This window comes from Vibrio genomosp. F10 str. 9ZD137 (assembly GCF_049974785.1).
Taxonomy (GTDB): domain Bacteria; phylum Pseudomonadota; class Gammaproteobacteria; order Enterobacterales; family Vibrionaceae; genus Vibrio.
Map to the genome: position 1 here is coordinate 1 of NZ_JBNGCJ010000485.1, position 21,822 is coordinate 21,822.

20 protein-coding genes are annotated in these 21,822 nt (G+C 44.4%); 13 read left to right on the plus strand and 7 right to left on the minus strand.

Features of this window, described 5'->3' with window-relative positions; genetic code table 11:
• Nucleotides 1-133: 133 nt before the first annotated feature.
• The 3 genes from ACP45E_RS11650 to rdgC all read right to left on the minus strand — a co-directional run bounded on the left by ACP45E_RS11650 (nucleotide 134) and on the right by rdgC (nucleotide 2,869).
• Entirely contained in the window at nucleotides 134-388 is a 255-nt protein-coding gene (locus ACP45E_RS11650) for a YfhL family 4Fe-4S dicluster ferredoxin (RefSeq protein ID WP_017034990.1), read from the minus strand.
• A gap of 2 nt (nucleotides 389-390) precedes the next feature.
• Nucleotides 391-1,809 carry a tRNA 5-hydroxyuridine modification protein YegQ gene (gene yegQ / locus ACP45E_RS11655; protein WP_017038029.1) on the minus strand — a complete coding sequence of 473 codons (1,419 nt, stop codon included), beginning with the start codon at nucleotides 1,807-1,809 and terminating at the stop codon, nucleotides 391-393.
• A 145-nt stretch (nucleotides 1,810-1,954) separates the two neighbouring features.
• A complete protein-coding gene (gene rdgC, locus ACP45E_RS11660; RefSeq protein ID WP_017034992.1) occupies nucleotides 1,955-2,869 on the minus strand; it encodes a recombination-associated protein RdgC in 915 nt (304 codons plus the stop codon).
• Between the two features lie 324 nt (nucleotides 2,870-3,193).
• On the opposite strand from rdgC, the gene phoB reads away from it, so the two are divergent.
• The 7 genes from phoB to phoU all read left to right on the plus strand — a co-directional run bounded on the left by phoB (nucleotide 3,194) and on the right by phoU (nucleotide 12,009).
• On the plus strand, nucleotides 3,194-3,883 hold the full coding sequence (gene phoB / locus ACP45E_RS11665; RefSeq protein ID WP_017034993.1) for a phosphate regulon transcriptional regulator PhoB: 690 nt from the start codon (nucleotides 3,194-3,196) through the stop codon (nucleotides 3,881-3,883).
• Between the two features lie 84 nt (nucleotides 3,884-3,967).
• On the plus strand, nucleotides 3,968-5,269 hold the full coding sequence (gene phoR, locus ACP45E_RS11670) for a phosphate regulon sensor histidine kinase PhoR (protein ID WP_017038028.1): 1,302 nt from the start codon (nucleotides 3,968-3,970) through the stop codon (nucleotides 5,267-5,269).
• Between the two features lie 53 nt (nucleotides 5,270-5,322).
• On the plus strand, nucleotides 5,323-6,297 hold the full coding sequence (locus ACP45E_RS11675; protein ID WP_017034995.1) for a PstS family phosphate ABC transporter substrate-binding protein: 975 nt from the start codon (nucleotides 5,323-5,325) through the stop codon (nucleotides 6,295-6,297).
• Nucleotides 6,298-6,463: 166 nt separating this feature from the next.
• The gene (locus ACP45E_RS11680; protein ID WP_069585034.1) at nucleotides 6,464-8,653 is read left to right on the plus strand and encodes an ABC transporter permease subunit; all 2,190 of its coding nucleotides are present in this window, start codon (nucleotides 6,464-6,466) and stop codon (nucleotides 8,651-8,653) included.
• Nucleotides 8,654-8,767: 114 nt separating this feature from the next.
• Entirely contained in the window at nucleotides 8,768-10,414 is a 1,647-nt protein-coding gene (gene pstA, locus ACP45E_RS11685) for a phosphate ABC transporter permease PstA (protein WP_017034998.1), read from the plus strand.
• Between the two features lie 2 nt (nucleotides 10,415-10,416).
• Nucleotides 10,417-11,235, plus strand: coding sequence for a phosphate ABC transporter ATP-binding protein PstB (pstB, locus tag ACP45E_RS11690; RefSeq protein WP_017034999.1), 819 nt, complete (start codon nucleotides 10,417-10,419; stop codon nucleotides 11,233-11,235).
• A gap of 75 nt (nucleotides 11,236-11,310) precedes the next feature.
• Nucleotides 11,311-12,009 (plus strand): phosphate signaling complex protein PhoU, encoded by a 699-nt coding sequence (gene phoU, locus ACP45E_RS11695; protein WP_017038026.1) that lies wholly within the window; start codon nucleotides 11,311-11,313, stop codon nucleotides 12,007-12,009.
• A gap of 20 nt (nucleotides 12,010-12,029) precedes the next feature.
• On the opposite strand, the gene ACP45E_RS11700 is transcribed toward phoU, so the two are convergent.
• The 4 genes from ACP45E_RS11700 to ACP45E_RS11715 form a co-directional block, all read right to left on the minus strand.
• Nucleotides 12,030-12,779: a copper homeostasis protein CutC gene (locus ACP45E_RS11700; protein WP_017038025.1), complete on the minus strand. Its 750-nt coding sequence runs from the start codon at nucleotides 12,777-12,779 to the stop codon at nucleotides 12,030-12,032.
• A gap of 181 nt (nucleotides 12,780-12,960) precedes the next feature.
• The gene (locus ACP45E_RS11705; RefSeq protein WP_017035005.1) at nucleotides 12,961-13,260 is read right to left on the minus strand and encodes a YebG family protein; all 300 of its coding nucleotides are present in this window, start codon (nucleotides 13,258-13,260) and stop codon (nucleotides 12,961-12,963) included.
• Between the two features lie 63 nt (nucleotides 13,261-13,323).
• Nucleotides 13,324-14,250, minus strand: a complete 927-nt coding sequence (locus ACP45E_RS11710) for a LysR substrate-binding domain-containing protein (RefSeq protein WP_017038024.1) — start codon at nucleotides 14,248-14,250, stop codon at nucleotides 13,324-13,326.
• Nucleotides 14,251-14,384: 134 nt separating this feature from the next.
• Nucleotides 14,385-16,379, minus strand: a complete 1,995-nt coding sequence (locus ACP45E_RS11715; RefSeq protein ID WP_069585036.1) for a sigma-54-dependent Fis family transcriptional regulator — start codon at nucleotides 16,377-16,379, stop codon at nucleotides 14,385-14,387.
• Between the two features lie 335 nt (nucleotides 16,380-16,714).
• Between ACP45E_RS11715 and ACP45E_RS11720 the strand changes: the two genes are divergently transcribed.
• The 6 genes from ACP45E_RS11720 to ACP45E_RS11745 all read left to right on the plus strand — a co-directional run.
• Complete coding sequence (locus tag ACP45E_RS11720) at nucleotides 16,715-17,803, plus strand: ABC transporter ATP-binding protein (RefSeq protein ID WP_017038021.1); 1,089 nt, start codon at nucleotides 16,715-16,717, stop codon at nucleotides 17,801-17,803.
• A gap of 5 nt (nucleotides 17,804-17,808) precedes the next feature.
• A complete protein-coding gene (locus ACP45E_RS11725) occupies nucleotides 17,809-18,912 on the plus strand; it encodes an ABC transporter ATP-binding protein (protein WP_017038020.1) in 1,104 nt (367 codons plus the stop codon).
• Entirely contained in the window at nucleotides 18,909-19,772 is an 864-nt protein-coding gene (locus ACP45E_RS11730; RefSeq protein ID WP_017035010.1) for a carbohydrate ABC transporter permease, read from the plus strand. The genes ACP45E_RS11725 and ACP45E_RS11730 overlap by 4 nt, the downstream gene beginning before the upstream one ends.
• A gap of 16 nt (nucleotides 19,773-19,788) precedes the next feature.
• On the plus strand, nucleotides 19,789-20,607 hold the full coding sequence (locus ACP45E_RS11735; protein WP_038126140.1) for a carbohydrate ABC transporter permease: 819 nt from the start codon (nucleotides 19,789-19,791) through the stop codon (nucleotides 20,605-20,607).
• A gap of 12 nt (nucleotides 20,608-20,619) precedes the next feature.
• Nucleotides 20,620-20,892 carry a DUF2160 domain-containing protein gene (locus ACP45E_RS11740; RefSeq protein WP_017035012.1) on the plus strand — a complete coding sequence of 91 codons (273 nt, stop codon included), beginning with the start codon at nucleotides 20,620-20,622 and terminating at the stop codon, nucleotides 20,890-20,892.
• A gap of 142 nt (nucleotides 20,893-21,034) precedes the next feature.
• The coding region (locus ACP45E_RS11745) for an extracellular solute-binding protein (protein WP_141707313.1) at nucleotides 21,035-21,822 on the plus strand (788 nt) is incomplete at its 3' end.

Consider the following 21,822-nt stretch of genomic DNA (forward strand, 5'->3'; position numbering starts at 1 on the left):
TTTATCTCGAACAAAATTTAACCGAGAAAGATCAACACGCCCTAGCATTAAAAATGAATGGTGTCAGTCATCAATCACGCCAAAAGTGATGAGTAAAGAAACAAAAACGCCGCTTCAATTAAGCGGCGTTTTTTTAGGCTAGACCTTGAATGGTGACGAATTTTTCTAGGAGCTCATCGTCAGTTTCAATGTGGTTTGGGTCAGTGATAATGCACTTGGTAATAGGACAAACCGACTGGCAGGTTGGTTTGTCATAATGCCCTTTACATTCGGTACATAGATCAGGGTCAATCTCAAAGATCGACTCGCCCATATAAATAGCACCATTAGGGCATTCTGGGTCACACATGTCGCAGTTAATGCATTTATCAGTGATCAATAAAGCCATGGTTATTTTCCAGTTGGGTTACGGGTATCCTGACCTGAGTTTAAATTACGCATCAACAGTCCGAAAGATAAATCCAACTCTTCAGGAACTGGAATGAAGACGAAGTGACCGTTACCTTTCGCATCATCAACTGCTTGTGACTTACGGTTTTCCATCGCTTCAAGGGTGAAAACAATGTTACCATTTGGTGTCATAAGCTCCAGGCTGTCGCCCACTAGGAATTTGTTTTTCACTTCCACTTCCGCTAAATCGCCACGACGTTGACCGGTGAATTCGCCAACAAACTGCTGTGCATCAGAAACCGAGTAACCGTAGTCATAATTCTGGTAAGTATCGTGCGTATGACGACGCAGGAAGCCTTCGGTATAGCCACGGTGCGCTAGGCTTTCTAGTGTCCCCATGAGGCTTTCATCGAAAGGTTTGCCTGCAACAGCATCGTCAATCGCTTTACGATAAACCTGGGCAGTACGAGCACAGTAGTAGAACGATTTAGTACGACCTTCAATCTTCAATGAGTGTACGCCCATTTTAGTGAGGCGTTCTACGTGTTGAATCGCACGAAGATCTTTCGAGTTCATGATGTACGTACCATGCTCATCTTCGTATGCGGCCATTTTCTCTTCAGGGCGGTGCGCTTCTGAAAGCAGAACAACGTCATCAGTCGGTTTACCAAGACCAAGGGTATTATCTGGGCGTTCGTCTTGAACTTCGATTGCTTGACCTTCTTTACCTTGAGAATCCGTCGCTGGATCGAACTTTTCAACAATATCGCCTGTATCGTTCTCTTTGCCTTCTTCGACTTTGTATTCCCAACGGCAAGCGTTAGTGCAAGTTCCTTGGTTTGGATCGCGCTTGTTGATGTAGCCAGAAAGCAAACAACGACCGGAATACGCCATGCAAAGTGCGCCATGAACGAAAATTTCGAGTTCCGTTTCTGGGCAGCGCTCTCGAATTTCTTCAATTTCCTCTAAAGAAAGTTCACGAGAAAGAATCACACGCTCAACACCTTGAGTTGACCAAAACTTAACGGTTGCCCAGTTCACTGCGTTTGCTTGAACTGAAAGGTGAATCGCCATGTCAGGAAACGCTTCACGAACCATCATGATAAGACCAGGGTCAGACATGATTAACGCGTCAGGGCCCATTTCAACCACAGGTTTCAGGTCGCGAATAAAGGTTTTTAGCTTTGAATTATGCGGTTGGATATTACATACCACATAGAGCTTTTTACCTTGAGCATGCGCTTCATCGATGCCAATTTTCAGGTTTTCATGGTTGAATTCGTTGTTACGGACACGAAGGCTATAGCGAGGTTGGCCCGCGTAAACTGCATCGGCGCCATAAGCAAAGGCATAACGCATGTTTTTAAGGCTACCAGCAGGTGATAGTAGCTCGGGTACAAAAGGAGTATTGGTTGTCATTGCGTCTTTCTCTAGTCTGATCTCAAGTCAGGTTACTGCCACCAAGTGGAAGTAAAGGGGCGCGAATTTTACGCTAAAATGAGCTAAATGACTAGAAAAAACCCTTCACGAGGAAGGGCTATTAGGGTTTAGTTTCAGTATGAACTTACGCTTCTGCGTGAGGCAATCCACCTAAAGATTCATATAAATTAGGTAAGAAAGCACTCAATTCACCACACATCAGTGAGAAATCAGCATCGAAACGAGCCGCTTGATCTTCGCGAGGAATGTCTTCGTTTTGATCTTTTAAGTCATCTGAGAATTTCAGGCGTTTGATACTGCCGTCTTCTGCCAACAAAAATTCAATACGTTCTTGCCAATCAAGTGCCAGTTTTGTCACGACTTTATCAGCTTCGATATGATGTTGAATCTCGTCTGCACTGAGCTCTTGTTTCTTACAGCGAATGATTCCGCCGTCTTCTAATACCGATTTAAGCTCCGCTTCATCTAATAAAGTGATGCCTTGCGGGGTATTCCCCGTTTTTACCCATTCCGTTAACGTTGTTTCAACGGCTTGTTCTGGAATAGCAGGAATGACAGGTAAACTGCCCATGGTTTTACGCAGCAGCGCTAAGACATCTTCGGCTTTTTTGTAGCTGCTCGCATCCACCAGGATAAACCCTTCTTTTGGTAGAATAAGTACGAACGTGTGGTTGCTGCGGCTAAATGCTCTCGGAAGAAGATCAATGATGATGTCTTCTTTAAGGTTGTCTTTTTCTGATTTTTTAAGAGGGCGACCTTCAGCGGCTTCCATTGTTTCTATTTTTGTATTCAGTGACTCTTTGATCACCGAAGCAGGAAGCATTTTTTCTTCTCTTTTCGCACAGATCAGAATACGGTCTTCAGACACATGGGTCATCATATCGCCGTGTCTCCCCATTGCCGTCACCCAGCCAAATTTTTGCTTATCCTGACTGCCGCACGGCGTAAAACGGAATTCTTCAAGTTGCTTCTCTAGCTGGTCAGCATTGAATTCAATATCGCGATTGAAGCGATAAACCAGACAGTTTTTAAACCACATATTTTTTCTCTAGGCAGGAATTGAGTCGGTCATAATAGGCAATTTTTTATAAGTTGTCTTAGTCTGTGTGCAAAAAACTTTACCTAACAGGGACGAATTTTTTCTTAGCCGGCATCAATCTTCCCTTAAGAGACAGCGAGAGAATGATTACGTGTAAATGGAAGCCCAATGTTTGAATGCGCTCTACATATATGAACATCGGGCGAAAGTTATATGAAAATTTGTTTTCAAAGGTCACAAAAGTGTCATAATTACTGGTAATAATGCCTACAGTTGCAAAGGGATAGACCCTCGCGTTAATTTCATACACAAGGTTATTTAATTATGTCTAGAAGGATTCTAGTTGTTGAAGATGAAGCACCGATTCGTGAAATGCTGTGCTTTGTTCTTGAGCAGAAAGGTTACCAAGCGGTAGAAGCGGAAGATTATGATACTGCTGTGGTGAAGCTGGCAGAACCCTTTCCCGATCTTGTTCTTTTAGATTGGATGCTGCCTGGTGGTAGCGGTATCAATTTTATTAAACATATGAAGCGCGAAGAACTGACTCGTAATATTCCTGTTGTGATGCTCACGGCTCGTGGTGAGGAAGAAGACAAAGTTCGCGGCCTTGAAGTCGGAGCTGATGATTACATTACTAAACCGTTTTCACCAAAAGAGTTGGTCGCGAGACTCAAGGCTGTGATCCGTCGTGTTACCCCCACGGCACTTGAAGACGTTATCGATGTTCAAGGGTTGCGACTTGACCCGGTTTCCCACCGCGTAATGGCTGGTGATTCGCCGCTGGATATGGGGCCTACCGAATTTAAGATGTTGCATTTCTTTATGACTCATCAAGAGCGCGTTTATAGCCGAGAACAGCTGCTTAATAACGTTTGGGGCACCAATGTTTACGTTGAAGACCGTACGGTGGACGTTCATATTCGTCGACTGCGAAAAGCATTAGAGAATGCTGGACATGATAAATTAATTCAAACGGTTCGAGGAGCAGGCTACCGCTTCTCAACCAAAGCTTAGTATGTATAAGCTTAGTATTTAAATGATTAAGGCTTTAGGCCAACGATGAGCTTGGAGCCAAAGGACGGTTGTCCGAGGATATAAATGGTTGAAAAATTAACCTGGAAAAGGCTAGCTTGGGAGCTGGCTTTTTTTTACACCCCGTGGGTTTTGGTCGGGTGGATATTTGGATATATGCCGTGGTTGCTATTAGCTGCTACGGTTTTGCAGCTTATGTGGCACCTTCATAATCAAATGAGGCTGTCTGCATGGTTGTGGGATGAAAAACGACTGACGCCACCGTCTGGCAGTGGTAACTGGGAATCGCTGTTTAATGGCATTTATCGCTTGCAACAGCGTCAACGAAAAAAACGCAAAGAACTGACGAATTTGATTCGACGTTTCCGTAATGGTGCTGAGTCACTGCCCGATGCAGTTGTGGTGTTTCGTGGTGAAGGTAATATCGTTTGGTGTAATAAACTCGCTCAACATTTGTTAGGCTTCAAGTGGCCAGATGATTCAGGGCAACCCATCTCTAATCTTATTCGTACTCCAGACTTTATTAAATATCTGAACAAACAAGACTTTTCTGAACCATTGGAGATGTGCTCGCCATTAAATGTTGAGCGCGTGCTTGAGCTTCGTATCGTGCCTTATACAGAAGGTGAGCATTTGATGGTGGTACGTGATGTCACTCAGCTGAAACAGCTTGAAGGAATGCGCCGCAACTTCTTTGCTAATGTCTCCCATGAATTACGTACACCTATGACGGTGCTACGTGGCTACCTCGAAATGACTGAAGACCCAGATATGCTGGTGGGACCAATGTGGGGCAAGGCGCACGGTGTAATGACCGAGCAGCTTAATCGTATGAACAGTCTCGTCAGCCAACTACTGACATTATCGAAGATAGAAGCTGCGCCGATGGATGATTTCGAAGAGGTCGTAGATGTTCCTGCGATGCTTGAAGTGCTCGAAAAAGAAGCCGCCAGTTTAAGTGGCGACGACGCTCATCAACTCGATTTTAAAGTGGATACTGAACTGCGAATCTATGCTGATGAAGACCAAATTCGAAGTGCTATTTCTAATCTTGTTTACAACGCGGTGAAATACACAGAGCCTGGTGCTCTGATTAAAGTACGTTGGTTTAAAACCGCTCAAGGGGCTTGCCTTGAAGTTGAAGACAGTGGTGATGGCATCGAACCTCAACATCTTCATCGTTTAACCGAGCGTTTTTATCGAGTCGATAAAGCCCGTTCGAGAGATACGGGAGGCAGTGGTTTAGGGCTTGCTATCGTGAAGCATGCACTCACTCACCATGATGCGCATTTAGAAATTCAAAGCGCCGTTGGTGTAGGCAGTAAGTTCTCGTTCACGTTGCCAAGTCGCTTGATAAAAGTCGATTGATTGATATTGGTAGTGAGAAGTTAGCAGGAAAGTAAAAAGTTGATGGAGTAATAATGAAGCACCTAGCGTCTATCATTCTGATATTGAGCTTGTTTGGTGTCGCTGTAAAAGCGCAGGCAATAGAGTCTACACCTCTTGAGTTAAAGCCTTATCATAAAGTCCCCAGTATCTCTGGCACCATCTTTTCAGTGGGTTCGGATACTTTGGCTGGAATGACGACGTTATGGGTGGAAGAGTTCGAACAGCATTATCCCAGCATTAACGCGCAAGTTCAGGCTTCAGGATCATCAACAGCGCCACCTGCACTAACAGAAGGCACGGCGCAGTTTGGTCCAATGAGCCGCCCTATGCGGAATCGTGAAATAGACGCTTTTGAGCGTGAGCACGGGTACAAGCCTACGGAGTTAAGAGTAGCCATCGATGCGATCGGTGTTTTTGTTCATCAAGATAACCCGATTACGGGGCTTAATTTTTCTCAGTTAGACAGTATTTTCTCGATCACTCAGCGCTGCGGAGGAAATGAGCCTATCTCGAATTGGGCGCAATTGGGCATTGATTCTGATTGGGGGCAACGCCGAATGCAGTTGTTTGGACGAAACTCGGTATCAGGTACGTATGGTTATTTCAAACAAAACGCATTATGTGGCGGGGACTTTAAAAATAACGTCAACGAACAGCCTGGTTCCGCTTCGGTGGTGCAATCGGTCGCTTCCTCGATCAATACGATAGGGTATTCTGGCGTCGGATACCAAATGTCAGGTGTTAAGCTGATTCCAATTTCGGAAGTAGGCCAAGATTATATTTTTCCAAGCCATGATAATATTCTATCAGGTAAGTACCCACTATCACGCTACTTGTATGTATACATAAATAAGCATCCGAAACACCCTTTGACACCCATCGAGCGAGAATTCATCCGTTTTGTTTTTTCAGCCCAAGGACAAGACCTGGTAAGAAAGGATGGCTATATTCCCATAGGTACTGATATTGCCAAGCAAGAGTTACAAAAAGTTGGAATAGAGTACTAGAATGGGGTACGAAAATTTGCCTTTGGCGGTTTAATTATATTTAACGCCTTATAATGCTTGTTTTTTTTATTCAGCTGTTGTGTTTTCAGCGGCTTATGGGTTTCTGTAATATAATTGTCATTAAAATGAAATATTATAAGAACGTTTAATTTAGATTGAGAATCCAATGCCTAGTGCCGACTTTTCCTTAAAAGAACCAGACCGAAAACGATTTATCAAAGATCGTATTTTCCGTTTGTTGGTTTCTTTTGGTGGTGTTGGCGTGCTAATGGCACTGGTACTGATATTTGTCTATCTTGCGTTAGTGGTATTGCCCCTTTTCTCTGATGCAAATATTGAAACTGGCTACGCTTCTAATCGCATCACCACCGCTTCTCCGATTTCAATTGGCGTTGATGAGTATGGTGAGCATGCATTTGTTCTTTCTCAATCGGGGCAATTGGACTTTTGGTCATTAGACGATTCTCCATCCGCTCATTCTTCTTTTTCTATTTCTGACGATATTGTGTTGACGGCATCGGATCGAAAACCAAGCGGCTGGCAAGCTGTGATGGATAAGGCTGATCAGCTCGTTATCTTCAAGCCTAGGTTTTCCAATAATCAAAGTAGAAAGGGGAGGGCTTTTATACCTAACCTAGAATTCTTTGAAAACAGCGCAAACTTAAATCTTCATCGTTCTTCACTGCAATTGACTCAGTTTGATTTTTCACTGGTTGGAAACCAACTGACACTCGTCGGCCTTTATGACGATGATCGCGTCATGGTTCGCTGGAATGATGACAACGGACCCCAAGAGTATATCTTTAATCAACCTCTCCCTAATCTTGACCAACTCATTGTAACGCCTAACGGCAATATGCTTTACATGCGTACGGGCTCGGAGCTCATTGTTGCATTAAAGCGGGAGAATGATTTTGTTGTACGTGAGGTGGTTGATTTAAGTTTGGGGAATCAAAAACACGCGGTCTCCGATGTGAATTTGCTGTCTGGTGCGTATTCATTGTTGGTGACTCACCAAGATGGCCTTGTGTCCCAATGGTTTGATGTATTAACAGACAAAGAACGAAAACTCACACATATCCGCGAATTCGAGTTAGCCTCAGAACTCGAAATATTGTTGCCTGATTCGTATCGAAAAGGGTTTTACAGCTTTTACACCAATGGCACGTTGCAAAGTCACCATACGACCAGTGAAAAGCTGGTGATGTTTACGCGCGCTTTTAGCAAAGCGCCATCGTTGGTTGCCATGTCGAACAATGAAAAGTATCTGTTAACGCTCAGTGATGATCGCTTAGATGTGGCTCTGGTGAACAACGAGCATCCTGAAATTTCTTTTTCATCATTGTGGAAAAAAGTCTGGTACGAAAGTTACCCCGAGCCTGAATTTACTTGGCAAACGACCTCAGCCAATGATGATTTTGAAGCAAAATTCAGCTTAGTTCCTATTGCTTTTGGTACCCTTAAAGCAGCGGCTTTTGCTATGCTTTTTGCTGTTCCGATCGCGGTGTTAGGGGCTATTTATACGGCGTACTTTATGTCTGAGAGTATGCGCCGTGTGGTTAAACCCTCGATAGAGTTAATGGAGGCCTTCCCGACGGTGATCATAGGTTTCTTGGCTGGGCTTTGGTTTGCTCCCATTGTTGAAAGTTACCTATCGGCCGTGGTTGCTTTGTTGATCTTACTTCCGCTTTCTACGCTAGTGGTGGGTGTGGTGTGGCATGTATTACCTAGTCGATTTGTTTCGCTATTTCCTAATGGTTGGCATAGTTTGATTTTAATGCCTGTTTTGGTGTGCCTTGTGGTGGTGATTATGTCCCAAAGTGCCGCATTAGAATTGTGGCTGTTTAATGGTGATGTACGCATATATTTGGCCAATCATGGGATAGGGTTTGATCAACGTAATGCATTAGTGGTTGGTTTTGCGATGGGTTTTGCCGTTATTCCAACCATATTTACGATTGCTGAAGATGCGGTTTTCTCAGTACCTAAACATCTTTCTGATGGTTCTTTAGCGCTGGGAGCTACCCCATGGCAAACCTTACTTTATGTCGTATTGTTAACCGCGAGTCCCGGTATTTTTTCTGCCATTATGATGGGTTTAGGTCGAGCGGTTGGCGAAACGATGATCGTATTAATGGCCACGGGTAATACGCCTATATTAGATTGGAATATTTTAGAGGGAATGCGAACATTGTCGGCCACCATCGCGGTTGAAATGCCAGAATCTGAAGTCGCCAGTACTCATTATCGCTTGCTCTTTCTTGCAGCACTGCTGCTGCTTATTTTTACTTTTGCTGTTAACTCTATTGCAGAATGGGTGAGACAACGGCTAAGAGAGCGTTACCGTGCTCTTTAACCAACGAATAGGCCCCTTTATTTGCCTTAATCCAAGTCATTTATGTAAAAGAAGCCATCAAAGTAACCAAAGCAATAAAGGTAAGACAACCGTCAATACTCGAGGGCAGAGTTCATGTTGAAATGGATAAAGTCCGGAGCGCCTTGGGTTTGGTTAACAGGAGGGGCGGTCAGCATAAGCTTACTGTCGGTGATGGGGTTGATGCTGCTTATCGGTTGGAAAGGTCTGTCTTATTTCTGGCCCGCACCACTTTATCAGTGGGAAACTCAAAATGGAGAGACGTTAGTCGGCCAACTGTACGCTCAAGAGTTTATTCCAATCACGCGTTTGCAAGGTATGAACTTACCTGAGGATGCGATGACAAACGGTGACGAACTGATTGGCCGGTACAGCATTAAAGTGGCCAATCGGGATCTCTATCCGGCGGACTTTGTTTCCATACTCGATATTAATATTGAGAAGCGATCACTCCCTAGTGGCTGGGCGGTGATTGAGCGAACACGTAACGGGAATTTTTTTGGGTTACCTGTTGGGTATCAAAATGAGTTTGGTGTGGTTTCTAGCGAAGTGTCAGAGTCATTTACGCTCGGCTTTTCTGAGGTAGAGCTGTTAAGAAAACAAATTGCCGCCTTGATAGAAAATGAGTTTAAGGTCACAAGCCGAACTTTAGAGCAGCTTAGGCTAAATAAACGCAAGCGAGAGCTTAATAACACCCTTGATGACGCGTTTCTCATTGAATATCGAGCTCAAAAACAGCTTTTGGATAAAAAGTTAGAGAGAGCCGATCTGAATTTATCCAAGCTTCGCGCCCAACTAAACCAAGACCGCTTAATTGTCGAGGATATGACAGGGCAACAGACTGCCATTCCTTTAAGTGAGATTTTGGATGTATGGTACCCCAACGAAATGAGCAGCGTTGACAAAACGGTACAGTGGTTCAAACAAGTTTGGAAGTTCTTATCGCAAAGTCCGAGAGAATCAAACTCTGAAGGCGGTGTTTTCCCTGCGATATTTGGTACAGTGTTGTTGGTGATCATCATGTCCATCGTGGTGATGCCGCTAGGGGTGATTGCTGCTGTGTATCTGCATGAATACGCGGCGAATAATGCACTCACGCGTATTATTAGAGTGGCGGTTATTAACCTCGCTGGGGTCCCTTCGATCGTTTATGGAGTGTTCGGCTTGGGCTTTTTTGTCTATACGTTAGGTGGCTCTATTGACTCTTTATTGTATGCTGAACGCTTACCTGCCCCCACCTTTGGCACACCTGGATTGTTATGGTCAGCTTTGACATTGTCGGTGTTGACGTTGCCGGTAGTGATTGTCTCAACGGAAGAGGGGCTAACCCGAATACCCAGCTCAGTCAGACACGGTTCCTTAGCGCTTGGTGCGACACAATTTGAAACCTTATGGCGAATCGTATTGCCTATGGCGAGCCCAGCCATTATTACTGGATTGATATTGGCGGTTGCTAGAGCGGCAGGAGAAGTGGCCCCTTTGATGCTAGTGGGAGTGGTGAAGATCGCCTCAAGTTTGCCCGTTGATGGTGAATTTCCCTTTTTGCATTTAGAGAAAAAATTCATGCACTTAGGATTTCATATTTACGATGTGGGTTTTCAGACATCCAATATTGAAGCGGCTCGCCCATTGGTTTACGCGACCTCGTTTTTATTGGTGACGGTTATTATTAGTTTGAATTTAACCGCGATCAGTATCCGTAACAATTTGCGCGAAAAATATCGTAATTTAGGACAAGATTAATCATGTTTTCAGTTAATCAAGCATTGGGATACCAAGCCCCGTTAGATGTATATAATCTGACCGAAGATCAAACCGCCATTACGATTGAAGGGCTGAACCTTTTTTATAAAGAGACCCAAGCGCTTAATGATATCTCAATGAAGATCCCGAAAGGACAAGTGACCGCGTTCATTGGTCCATCGGGCTGTGGGAAATCAACCTTACTTCGTTGTATTAATCGAATGAACGATTTGGTTGAAGGGTGCCGCGTTCAAGGAAAGGTAAAGCTGCACAATAAGAATGTCTACCATCCTAATGTCGATGTTGCCACATTACGTCGTCGAGTTGGCATGGTATTCCAGAGACCGAATCCATTTCCGAAATCGATCTATGAAAATGTCGTTTATGGCTTGCGTCTTCAAGGTATCAGTAACAGCCGTTCGTTGGATGATGCCGTTGAACATGCATTGCGATCGGCCGCATTGTGGGACGAAGTGAAGCATCGTTTGCATGAGAATGCGTTTGGTCTTTCAGGAGGTCAGCAGCAGCGCCTCGTCATTGCCAGAGCAATAGCGATTGAACCTGAAGTCCTTTTGTTGGATGAACCAACGTCGGCTCTCGATCCTATTTCTACGTTAACCATTGAAGAGTTAATCAATGATCTCAAGGATAAGTACACCGTCGTCATTGTGACGCATAATATGCAGCAAGCTGCTCGTGTTAGTGATCACACCGCCTTTATTCATATGGGGAAACTGATAGAGTATTCCGATACCGATTCGATTTTTACCTCACCGACGAAAACTCAGACAGAAGATTACATAACGGGTCGATACGGATAAACATACCGCACTGTTAATATCGGTAATGAATACAAGTAATAAGCGCAGGCAATACACAAGGAGCAGTTAGAAAGAATGAACTTTGGTCGTCATATTTCAGGTCAGTTTAATGTTGAATTAGAATCAATTCGTACTCATGTCTTAACGATGGGGGGCTTGGTTGAGCAGCAACTTGCGTTTGCTATGCAAGCTTTGCATAAAGATGATATTGAACTCGCCAAGAAAGTGGTAAAAGACGATCACAAAGTGAATTCCATGGAAGTGTCTATTGATGAAGCGTGTACTCGAATTATTGCCAAGAGGCAGCCTACAGCAAAAGATTTGCGCTTAATCATGGCGATCATTAAGACTATTACTGACTTGGAGCGTATTGGTGATGTCGCGACAAGCATCGCTAAGGTGGCCATTGAAAGCCCATCGTCAAAACAGCAGCCTTTTCATGTGTCCCTCGAGCCTTTAAGCCGCCAAGCGATAGCAATGCTTCATCAGGTGCTCGACGCGTTTGCTCGTATGGACGTCGACTCAGCTGCCGATGTGTACAAATTAGACGATAAGATTGATGCTGAATATAAAGCGGTGATTCATCAGTTAGTGACTTATATGATGGAGGATCCCAAGAATATTCCGAGCATTTTACAAGTCATGTGGTCAGCGCGCGCCATTGAGCGAGTAGGCGATCGCTGCCAAAATATTTGCGAATACATCATTTATTTCGTCAAAGGAAAAGATGTTCGCCACCTGGGCGAACAAAGTATTGATGATGCGTTGAAGTAATACGCCTTGCGCGCTAGGAGCTAGGAGTATCTAGACGTCAATTTCTCTACCACTTGTGAGATCGCTTGAGCATCCGTGATCGGAATAAGACGATCATCTTGAGCACCCATCTTAACGTGTTCTGCGGTACAGGTCATTTTGCTTTCGCGGCTGGATTTTCCAGATAAATGCACTTCAGTGACTTGGGATGTATTGATAATGTCTAGAACATTAGTAGTGTTCAATCCGGCTCCGGCCATAATACTCACTCGACCATCCGCTAATCTCACCATTTCAGCAAGCGTCTTTGATCCCAAAGCCGCAGTTTGAGCCAGTCCAGAGGTGAGAATGCGTTCACAGCCAAGTTCCACGATGTCTTCGATCGCTTGGTGATAATCTCTGCATTGATCGATGGCTCTATGAAAGGTGACACCAAGATCATACTGGTTGGCTTTGTTCATTAACTGAGTAGCCGTTGGCATATCGATCTCGCCGTTCTCATTCAAAACACCAAACACCACACCCTGTAAGCCTGCTAAACCCACCGCTTCTATATCAATCAACATCGATTCAACATCATCACTGTCGTAGAGAAAGTCGCCTTGTCGTGGGCGAATCATGGCATAGACTGGTATTGTTGAGATGAGTGCGGCTTTTTTCATGAAGCCAAAGCTTGGGGTTAATCCGCCTAGTGCGAGAGAAGAACACAATTCAATGCGAGTTGCTCCGCCTGCAATGGCGTTATGAAGAGATTCAATGTTATCAATACAAACTTCAACGTGGTAGGTCATAGTGGTGCTCGTAACTTAGAGGGACATCGGTATTTTAACGGGAATAAAACAGAACTATCAGGGAAAACTTTACCCGCTTGAATTTCCGCTTTGCGCTCTATTGACGCTATAAAAGATATTCAAGCGATAAAAGAAAAACCCAGAGACAATGCTCTGGGTTTTCGATATTCATAAGAAAAGGCTAAGCCGCGTCTTCTTCTTTTGGCGCGTCAATTACTGCTTCAATCTTTTTTGTTTTTTTAGGCGCGGGTTTGCGTTTAGCGCCAAGAGCATAAAGCACTTCTTCTTTGTTCTTTGCAAGGTACATAGCAAGCTCTTCTTGCTTGCCTTCATCTTCTATCACATCACTCTTGCTGAGTAGTTCAAACAGCTCATCTGCCATATCCAGCATTTTATCATAAGCGTCAGCTTCGGCTTTAGAGGTAAAAGTCATTTTCTCTTCTCCGTTGCGTTCCACCACGTACTTAACGATTACAGCCATGGTCAATCCTCGATTCAAATAAATACATCACTGTCTTTTTATACAGCTTGCGTTCGTTTAAGTCTAGTGAGATGGGTATTTCTGGGAGCTATGTGGTGACTCTTTATTCACTTGATGACAAAAGTCAATAAATCGCTTGAGAAGTGGACTTTGGTATTTCTCTTTATGCACAAGTAGCCAAAACTGCCGTGTCATGTCGAGAGGAACCTTGAGCATTTTGACTCTTCCATCGTTCAGTGCGGCTTCTGCGGCCAATCGTGATAAGCAAGCGAGACCTAATCCAGCAGAAACGCTGTTAATTAATGCCTCAGTGGTGTTCAGTTCAAATGCTTCTTGCCAGTGTTCAATGCGTGGAGCAATCGCCTGTAAGAAAAACTCTCGGGATCCAGAGCCCGCTTCTCGTAGCAGCCATTGACTGTTCTCTAAAGCACTCACCGGGACTGACGCATCATCTGCATTTGGAAAATCGCAAGGGCAAATAATGCACATCTCATCTTGACTGAATTGACTGGAAATAAGTTCTGGATGCTGGGTCTTCCCTTCTATGAGGGCGAGATCTAGCTCGTAGTCGACCAACTTTTGGCAAATTAGGCTGGAATTAGAGATAAATAAGCTTTGCGCTAGGTGGTTTGTTTCAAGGCGAAAACGGCTAAGAAGTTGTGGTGCGACATGGTTGCCAATGGTATCGCTCGCACCAATACGCAACTGCCCTGTTAGAATTTGTCCGTGATTAAATAGTTCATCGATATCACTGACTCGATGCAAGAGTTCGTCGGCAAGCGGAAGAAGTTTTATCCCTTCTTGATTGATAATTAGGCGGTTATTGACTCTATCAAACAGAGCGTGACCGATCTGTTTTTCCAATTCAGACAGCGCCATACTGACAGCGGCTTTAGACAGATAAAGAGCTTCTGAAGCAGAGGTGAGTGTTTTGTGCTGAGTTACGGTAGTAAATACTTTCAGCTGTTTCAGTGAAATATTGGAAGCCATACGCCTATATGTTTAACTGTTCTGAACGATAGTCAAAGATAGTTAGGTATAACAGAACACATTGCAAGTGAAATGGTACAAGTGACCTAATACAAGTGACATAGTGAGCTGAATATCTCCAACCATGAGAGAACTTACCTCAGCCCTTGTTCTCTTAAGCGCTTATAGAGTGTGTTGCGGCTGATGTTCAGTTGCTTTGCCGTTGCTGACACATTGCGGCCATGTTGTTCGTAAACATTTAGCCATTGCGCGTTGTCAATCATCGTTGAAGCGCCTGTTACTAACTCATTTCTTTTTCCTAGTGCATCTATTCCTAATGCATCGGTTACTACAGCGTCTGTGACTGAATTTTTAGTGATTGAAGTGTTAGCCTCCGCTGGGCGGGTGTTTGATGATCGAATACACTGATAAGTTTCATTTGAATCGACCGCGAGTATTGAAGGGGGCGTTGACTGATATTCGGCATCCAAAAGAAAATCGTCAGGTAGGTGGTCGGCCGTTACGGTTTCAGTGCCAGCCATCGCGAGTGCTATTTGGATGACGCTGACCATTTGACGAATGTTTCCAGGCCACGGGTGAGAAGTAAACATCTCCAGAACTTCTCGATTCAGTTTAGGCTGTTGATCGTCGAGAGAGAACGTGCTCAAGAGGTGCTCGATAAGCACCACTTTATCTGTCCGTTCACGTAGGGGAGGAAGGGTAATATTCAATCCCGTCACTCGATAGTACAAATCTTGGCGGAAAGTCCCTTGTTCTACATTGTTTTTCAAATGACAGTGCGTGGCGGAGACCAACTTGAAATTGACAGGGTAAGAGGTGGTTGAACCGAGTGGCGTCACTTGTCTTTCTTGTAAAACTCGCAAGAGTCGAGCTTGTACATTCATTGGCATATCACCGAGTTCATCTAAAAACAAAGTGCCTTTATCTGCCTTTCTAATCAATCCAATATAGCCTTTTTGATTGGCACCAGTGAATGCCCCTTTTTCATAACCAAACAACTCAGACTCAACCAAATCAGCTGGAATCGCAGCGCAGTTAACCGCGATCATTGGGGCGTGTTTACGATCGCTTGCGAGGTGCAATGCATTCACGAACACTTCTTTACCCACACCGGTTTCACCATGAATCAGAATCGGGATATCCGTATTTAAAAGCCGACTTGCTTGGGAGATCGCCTTGGCAAGTCGAGGATCACCCATGTTGAGTTTGTCCAGTTCGATAGGGACTTTAGGTAGAGTATTCGATGGCTTTTTTGTCGGGATTCGGTAATCAATCTTACGACCTACGGGCATTTTAGGTGGCGTCACAATCGCAAAGAAATTGTGTTTTGAGTGGCTGACTAACGACATTGGATTGTAATGGGGATGAGAGAGTACTTGCGTCAATTTAACATCAAAGAGTTGATCAAGGCGTTGCAGTGCTAACCCTTGGCCCAACGTGATTTCTGCTCGGCGATTGGCGGAAATAATGACGCCATCTTCATTAAATACAAGTAACGATGACCACTGACTGTCTATATTTTCTGGAGAGGTATTGAACCAGAGGAGGTACTGATCATCTTGAAACTGAGAAGCGATAAGTTGATTCTCGATAGCTTGAGACATCAACTTGACCATGCCAAGTGTATGAGAGGTGGGCATGTAAGCGTCGCTTGATATGGATAAGACGCCGGCCATTTTTCTCTCTGAATCAAATAATGGGGCAGCGGATCCCATCATGAAGCGGTTCGACGTTAAAAAGTGTTCATCACGAAAGACTTGAACAATTGACCCTGTTTCTAGAGCCGTTCCAATGGCGTTAGTTCCGATCAAACTCTCGCGCCAATGTGCGCCATTTTGAAACACATCAGGTTGATGCTTCGAGAAAAACCGTTGCTCTCCCCAATTTTTTAAAACCAATCCGTTAGTGTCCGTTAAGGTAATCAAGCAATTACTGTTAGCCAGCAAACTGTCATAGAAAGGCAGAACTTTATGATGTGTGGTTTTTATGAGCCCTGAATGTTCATCTAACGCTTGGTTGAACAGATAGCCGGTTTCTAACTCAACGGTGGGGTTGCTGCTGTGTGATAGCCCGGATTGACGGCAGCGCTGCCAAGATTGTTCAATGATTGATTGATGTTTATCGTCCATCTTAAAATTAACTCAGTTCGGATTCTACGTTTTAAAAAATTAAGTATTTATTCTAATTGTTCGTATTGGAACACAAACGTTCACAAAGTGTTCAGTCAACATATCACCAATCATTTCCACTTGAACACATTTTGTTAACAAATGTTACTTGGATCTCACCTGATGAATTGTAATTAAAGCGCCTTTTTATCAATTATCTTTAATGATTTCTATATAAATAAAGGGCTGCGAGCTTGGTGTGTAAATAAATTGTTAATGAAATGATGTTTTGGCATGACTTTGGCAATATCGAACAATATCGAAAGTGATTTTGTTCAGAGCTCAAGGAGTGTTAAGTGTCATTAAGATTGGATAAAGTGAACAAACTGGTGGATGGAGAGGCGCACATTTCAGATGTGAGCCTGACCTTCGAACCGGGCTCATTTAATGTATTGCTCGGGCGAACACTGGCAGGGAAGACCTCATTGATGAGGCTCATCGCAGGGTTGGATCGCCCAACATCAGGGAGTATTTGGGTAAACGGTGTTGATGTCACTGGCGTGTCTGTCCGTGAAAGAAACATCTCAATGGTGTACCAGCAATTCATTAATTATCCCAACTTGACTGTGTTTGAAAATGTCGCGTCCCCGTTACGTCTGGCCAAAATGGCCGAAAGTGACATCAAGGAACGCGTTCATGCCACCGCAGCCATGCTACAAATCACAGAGCATCTCCATAAGCATCCTTTAGAGTTATCAGGCGGGCAGCAACAACGTACGGCCATGGCGAGAGCCTTGGTGAAAGACGCTGAAATCATTTTGTTTGATGAGCCATTGGTTAACCTTGACTACAAATTGAGGGAAGAGCTTCGACAAGAAATGCGCGAGCTATTTCAAGCGAGACACACCATTGCCATTTACGCGACGACGGAACCCAATGAGGCGCTAGCACTCGGAGGAACGACCACAATATTGCACGAAGGGCGAGTGATTCAATCGGGTTTAACGCCTTCGGTGTATCACAAGCCAGACAACGTAGACTCGGCCATTTTGTTCAGTGAGCCACCGATCAATCTGATCAATGGTGAGATCACCGACAACGAAGTGACCTTTGATAAAACCTCACACTTTCCACTTAACCAGTCCTTGAGCAAGTTAGATAAAGGCGAGCACCTTTTTGGGATTCGTCCTAGCCATCTCAGTTTACTGCCAAAGAACGATGATGATGTTGAGCTCACGGTTCAAGTGGAAGTGGCGGAGATCAGCGGCTCAGAAACCTTTTTGCATGTTCGAAACGATCTTCTTGATTTGGTTCTGCACTTACCGGGTGTTCACAGTTATGACGTCGATGAAAGCATCAAAATCTATATACCCATCCATAAATTCTATGTGTTCGGGATGGATGAGCAGCTCATCCATTCCCCAACTCATGATGTAAGAGGATAATCGAGATGGTTCAAATCACACTCAATTCATTGGCTCATACCTACGATAAAAAACCGACAGATTCCTCTATTTATGCCATTAAAGAAATGAATCATGTCTGGAAACAAGGTGGCGCATACGCTCTGCTTGGCCCGTCTGGTTGCGGAAAATCAACACTGTTAAACATCATTTCGGGGCTCATGAGTCCGTCACAAGGCGAAGTCCTGTTTGATGAGTTGAAAGTGAATGATCTGCGCCCACAGGATCGTAATATCGCTCAGGTTTTCCAGTTCCCAGTTATCTACGACACCATGACGGTGTATGACAATTTGGCCTTTCCACTTCGTAATATGAAAATTCATAAGACCAAAGTGCACTCAAAGGTGACTGAGATAGCGGAGATTTTGGAGCTCACCAATGTGCTCTCGAAAAAAGCGCAACACCTCACCGCCGATGAAAAACAAAAAGTCTCTATGGGGCGCGGATTAGTACGAGATGACGTATCGGCGATACTGTTTGATGAGCCGTTAACGGTGATCGATCCACAACTGAAATGGAAACTGCGTAGAAAGCTTAAGCAGATACATCAACAGTTTAATATCACCATGATTTATGTCACCCACGATCAGCTTGAAGCATCTACCTTCGCGGATGAAATTGCGGTGATGTACAACGGTCAAATTGTTCAGTTTGGTACTCCAAGAGAGCTGTTTGAACGGCCGAATCATACTTTCGTTGGCTACTTTATTGGCAGCCCCGGCATGAACCTAATGGAGGTCACTCCAACAGAAACGGGCGTTCGTTTTGACGATGTCGACATCCCATTATCTGAGGCCTACCGACACGCGATTGCTCAAACGAGCAGTAGCAACATCAAGATAGGCATTCGCCCGGAATTTGTTCACATATGGGAAAAAGCCAACGATACGGCACTGCGGTGCAAAGTACTGCATGTGGAAGATTTGGGCACCTACAAGATTGTTACGTTGAAATTAGGGCAACATGAAATTAAAGCGCGCCTACAAGAAGATCAGGTTGTTCCTAAAGACGAGGCTTTTATTAGCATTCCAGAGCAATGGACGATGCTGTATGTCGATGAGTTTCTGGTCAATGTGGGGGATGTGGCATGAACAAAGTCACTAATAACAAAGCGTGGTTTTTAGTTTTACCGGTTTTTGCTCTGGTGGCATTCAGTGCCATTGTGCCACTGATGACGGTAGTGAATTACTCTCTACAAGATATTTTTGATGCTAATTCGGCCTACTTTGTTGGCACCGAGTGGTATCGAGATACGCTCAACGATGAGCGTTTGCACAGTGCGCTTTTGCGACAGTTTGGGTTCACTTTTACCATATTAATGATTGAGGTGCCTCTTGGCATTATCGTCGCCCTGACTATGCCAACAAAAGGAAGATGGTCGGTGTTCTGTTTGATTATTCTGGCGGTTCCTTTACTGATTCCTCTTAATGTGGTCGGGACTATTTGGCAGATTTTTGGTCGCGAAGATATTGGACTATTTGGTTGGGCACTCAACAGCATAGGGATCGACTATAACTACGCAGGCGATCCGTTGGATGCATGGCTCACTGTGATTCTCATGGATGTGTGGCATTGGACGTCGCTCATTGCGCTGTTGTCTTACTCTGGTCTTCGCGCTATCCCTGATGCGTATTACCAAGCAGCGAATATCGACCGCGCTTCAACCTGGTCCATTATCCGTTACATCCAGTTGCCAAAGCTGAAAAGCGTCCTGCTGATAGGCGTGCTGATTCGCTTTATGGACAGCTTCATGATCTATACCGAACCGTTTGTATTAACGGGTGGTGGGCCGGGTAACTCAACCACATTTTTAAGCCAAACCCTAACTCAGATGGCGATCGGTCAGTTTGATATTGGCCCTGCCGCTGCATTCTCGATCATCTACTTCCTCATTATTTTATTGGTGAGCTGGGTGTTCTATACCGCAATGACACACGGCGAGAATAAATAAGGAAATTATCATGTCGATGACGAAATCTAAATACACCCGTTACACACAAATAGTCGGTTTGGCGTTCTATATCATTTGCCTGATGTTGCCTATCTACTGGCTATTGAACATGTCGTTTAAAGAGAACCAAGAGATTCTCGGTGGGCTGAGCTTCTTCCCTGAAAATTGGACGTTCCAGAACTACGCCACCATTTTTTCAGATTCCAGTTGGTATATGGGCTATGTCAATTCCATTACCTACGTGGTCATGAACATGGTGATTACGCTAACGGTTTCATTGCCTGCTGCGTATGCGTTTTCTCGCTATAAGTTTGTGGGTGATAAGCACTTATTCTTTTGGTTATTGACCAATCGAATGGCGCCGCCTGCCGTGTTTTTGCTGCCTTTCTTTCAACTCTACTCTTCGGTTGGTCTGTTTGATACCCACATTGCCGTTGCCCTTGCGCACTGTCTTTTCAACGTGCCGCTTGCGGTTTGGATTTTGGAGGGCTTTATGTCGGGGGTGCCTCGTGAAATCGACGAGACCGCGTACATAGATGGCTACAGCTTCCCTAAGTTCTTCTTGAAGATCTTCTTACCAATGATCCGCTCTGGTATTGGCGTATCGGCCTTCTTCTGTTTCATGTTCAGTTGGGTCGAACTGTTGCTTGCTCGGACGTTAACTTCTGTGGATGCAAAACCGATATCCGCGGTGATGACCCGAACTGTCAGTGCGTCGGGGATTGATTGGGGCGTATTGGCAGCAGCAGGCGTGTTAACGATTCTACCGGGCATATTGGTGGTTTGGTTTGTTAGAAATCATGTCGCGAAAGGTTTCGCATTGGGTCGAGTATAAGGAGTAAGCAAAATGGCTTGGATGGCGTGGACCACACCTTCAGCACTGTTCTTTCTTGGGATTGGTTTGATTTTATTAACGATGACGATTTATGAAATCACAACACCTTGCATAGAACGAAAAGGATTTTTACCGATTACGACCACTCGTGGTGATCGATTATTTATTGGGTTACTGAGCTCTGCATTTGTCCATCTTGGATTTATTGGACTCTCGGAACTCTCTATCTGGGTGCCTTTTACTCTTAGCGTAATTTGGCTTGGTACCGTTTTGAAATGGGGATAAATACAACGAACTGAGGGTGCGTTTTTGCCGGTACTTTTTCACGAAGACCAAACAGTCAGTCGATGTGAAAAAGACCGTCAGTGATGTAACTGCGCAACAAATAACGTGAAACACGAATACTCATAATTGGAGTTATATAATAATGAAAATGGATATCAAAAAGTCTTATCTCTCTCGCTGCATGGCGCTTTCTATCGCTTTTGCTGCGCTTGTTCCAAATGCTTACGCTGATATGGCGGCAGCCAGTAAGTGGTTGAACGAAGAGTTTACCCCTTCAACGATGACCACCAGTGAACAAGAGAAAGAGATGCAGTGGTTCATTGATGCAGCGAAACCGTTTAAAGGCATGGAAATTAACGTGGCGTCTGAGACCCTCACGACCCACGAATATGAAGCCAAAGTGCTCGCGAAGGCTTTCTATGAAATTACTGGGATCAAAGTCAATCATGACTTGATTCAAGAAGGGGATGTGGTCGAAAAACTGCAAACGCAAATGCAGACTGGACGTAATATCTATGATGGTTATGTTAACGATTCCGACCTGATTGGTACGCATGTCCGTTACGGAAAAGTTGTGCCTATTTCAGACTTTATCGCCGGTGAAGGAAAAAACGTCACCAACCCGTACTTAGATTTACCCGATTTCATTGGGTTAGACTTTACGACCGGCCCAGACGGTAAGATTTACCAGCTTCCAGATCAACAGTTTGCCAACTTATACTGGTTCCGTGCGGATTGGTTTGAGCGTGATGATCTCAAGGCACAATTTAAAGAAATGTACGGCTATGAGTTGGGTGTGCCACTAAACTGGTCTGCTTATGAAGACATTGCTGAGTTCTTTACTGACAAAGTGAAAATGATCGATGGTGAGCGTATCTATGGTCACATGGATTACGGTAAGAAAGATCCATCACTGGGCTGGCGCTTTAC

What these genes read in the sequence shown, in the direction of transcription:
- ACP45E_RS11710 (WP_017038024.1), bottom strand. Translation starts at nt 14,250, where the DNA reads ATGGCTTCCAATATTTCACTGAAACAGCTGAAAGTATTTACTACCGTA.
- yegQ (WP_017038029.1), bottom strand. Translation starts at nt 1,809, where the DNA reads ATGACAACCAATACTCCTTTTGTACCCGAGCTACTATCACCTGCTGGT.
- ACP45E_RS11740 (WP_017035012.1), top strand. Translation starts at nt 20,620, where the DNA reads ATGGCTTGGATGGCGTGGACCACACCTTCAGCACTGTTCTTTCTTGGG.
- phoU (WP_017038026.1), top strand. Translation starts at nt 11,311, where the DNA reads ATGAACTTTGGTCGTCATATTTCAGGTCAGTTTAATGTTGAATTAGAA.
- phoR (WP_017038028.1), top strand. Translation starts at nt 3,968, where the DNA reads ATGGTTGAAAAATTAACCTGGAAAAGGCTAGCTTGGGAGCTGGCTTTT.
- ACP45E_RS11735 (WP_038126140.1), top strand. Translation starts at nt 19,789, where the DNA reads ATGACGAAATCTAAATACACCCGTTACACACAAATAGTCGGTTTGGCG.
- phoB (WP_017034993.1), top strand. Translation starts at nt 3,194, where the DNA reads ATGTCTAGAAGGATTCTAGTTGTTGAAGATGAAGCACCGATTCGTGAA.
- pstB (WP_017034999.1), top strand. Translation starts at nt 10,417, where the DNA reads ATGTTTTCAGTTAATCAAGCATTGGGATACCAAGCCCCGTTAGATGTA.
- pstA (WP_017034998.1), top strand. Translation starts at nt 8,768, where the DNA reads ATGTTGAAATGGATAAAGTCCGGAGCGCCTTGGGTTTGGTTAACAGGA.
- ACP45E_RS11705 (WP_017035005.1), bottom strand. Translation starts at nt 13,260, where the DNA reads ATGGCTGTAATCGTTAAGTACGTGGTGGAACGCAACGGAGAAGAGAAA.
- ACP45E_RS11715 (WP_069585036.1), bottom strand. Translation starts at nt 16,379, where the DNA reads ATGGACGATAAACATCAATCAATCATTGAACAATCTTGGCAGCGCTGC.
- ACP45E_RS11730 (WP_017035010.1), top strand. Translation starts at nt 18,909, where the DNA reads ATGAACAAAGTCACTAATAACAAAGCGTGGTTTTTAGTTTTACCGGTT.
- ACP45E_RS11680 (WP_069585034.1), top strand. Translation starts at nt 6,464, where the DNA reads ATGCCTAGTGCCGACTTTTCCTTAAAAGAACCAGACCGAAAACGATTT.
- ACP45E_RS11700 (WP_017038025.1), bottom strand. Translation starts at nt 12,779, where the DNA reads ATGACCTACCACGTTGAAGTTTGTATTGATAACATTGAATCTCTTCAT.
- ACP45E_RS11725 (WP_017038020.1), top strand. Translation starts at nt 17,809, where the DNA reads ATGGTTCAAATCACACTCAATTCATTGGCTCATACCTACGATAAAAAA.
- ACP45E_RS11650 (WP_017034990.1), bottom strand. Translation starts at nt 388, where the DNA reads ATGGCTTTATTGATCACTGATAAATGCATTAACTGCGACATGTGTGAC.
- rdgC (WP_017034992.1), bottom strand. Translation starts at nt 2,869, where the DNA reads ATGTGGTTTAAAAACTGTCTGGTTTATCGCTTCAATCGCGATATTGAA.
- ACP45E_RS11675 (WP_017034995.1), top strand. Translation starts at nt 5,323, where the DNA reads ATGAAGCACCTAGCGTCTATCATTCTGATATTGAGCTTGTTTGGTGTC.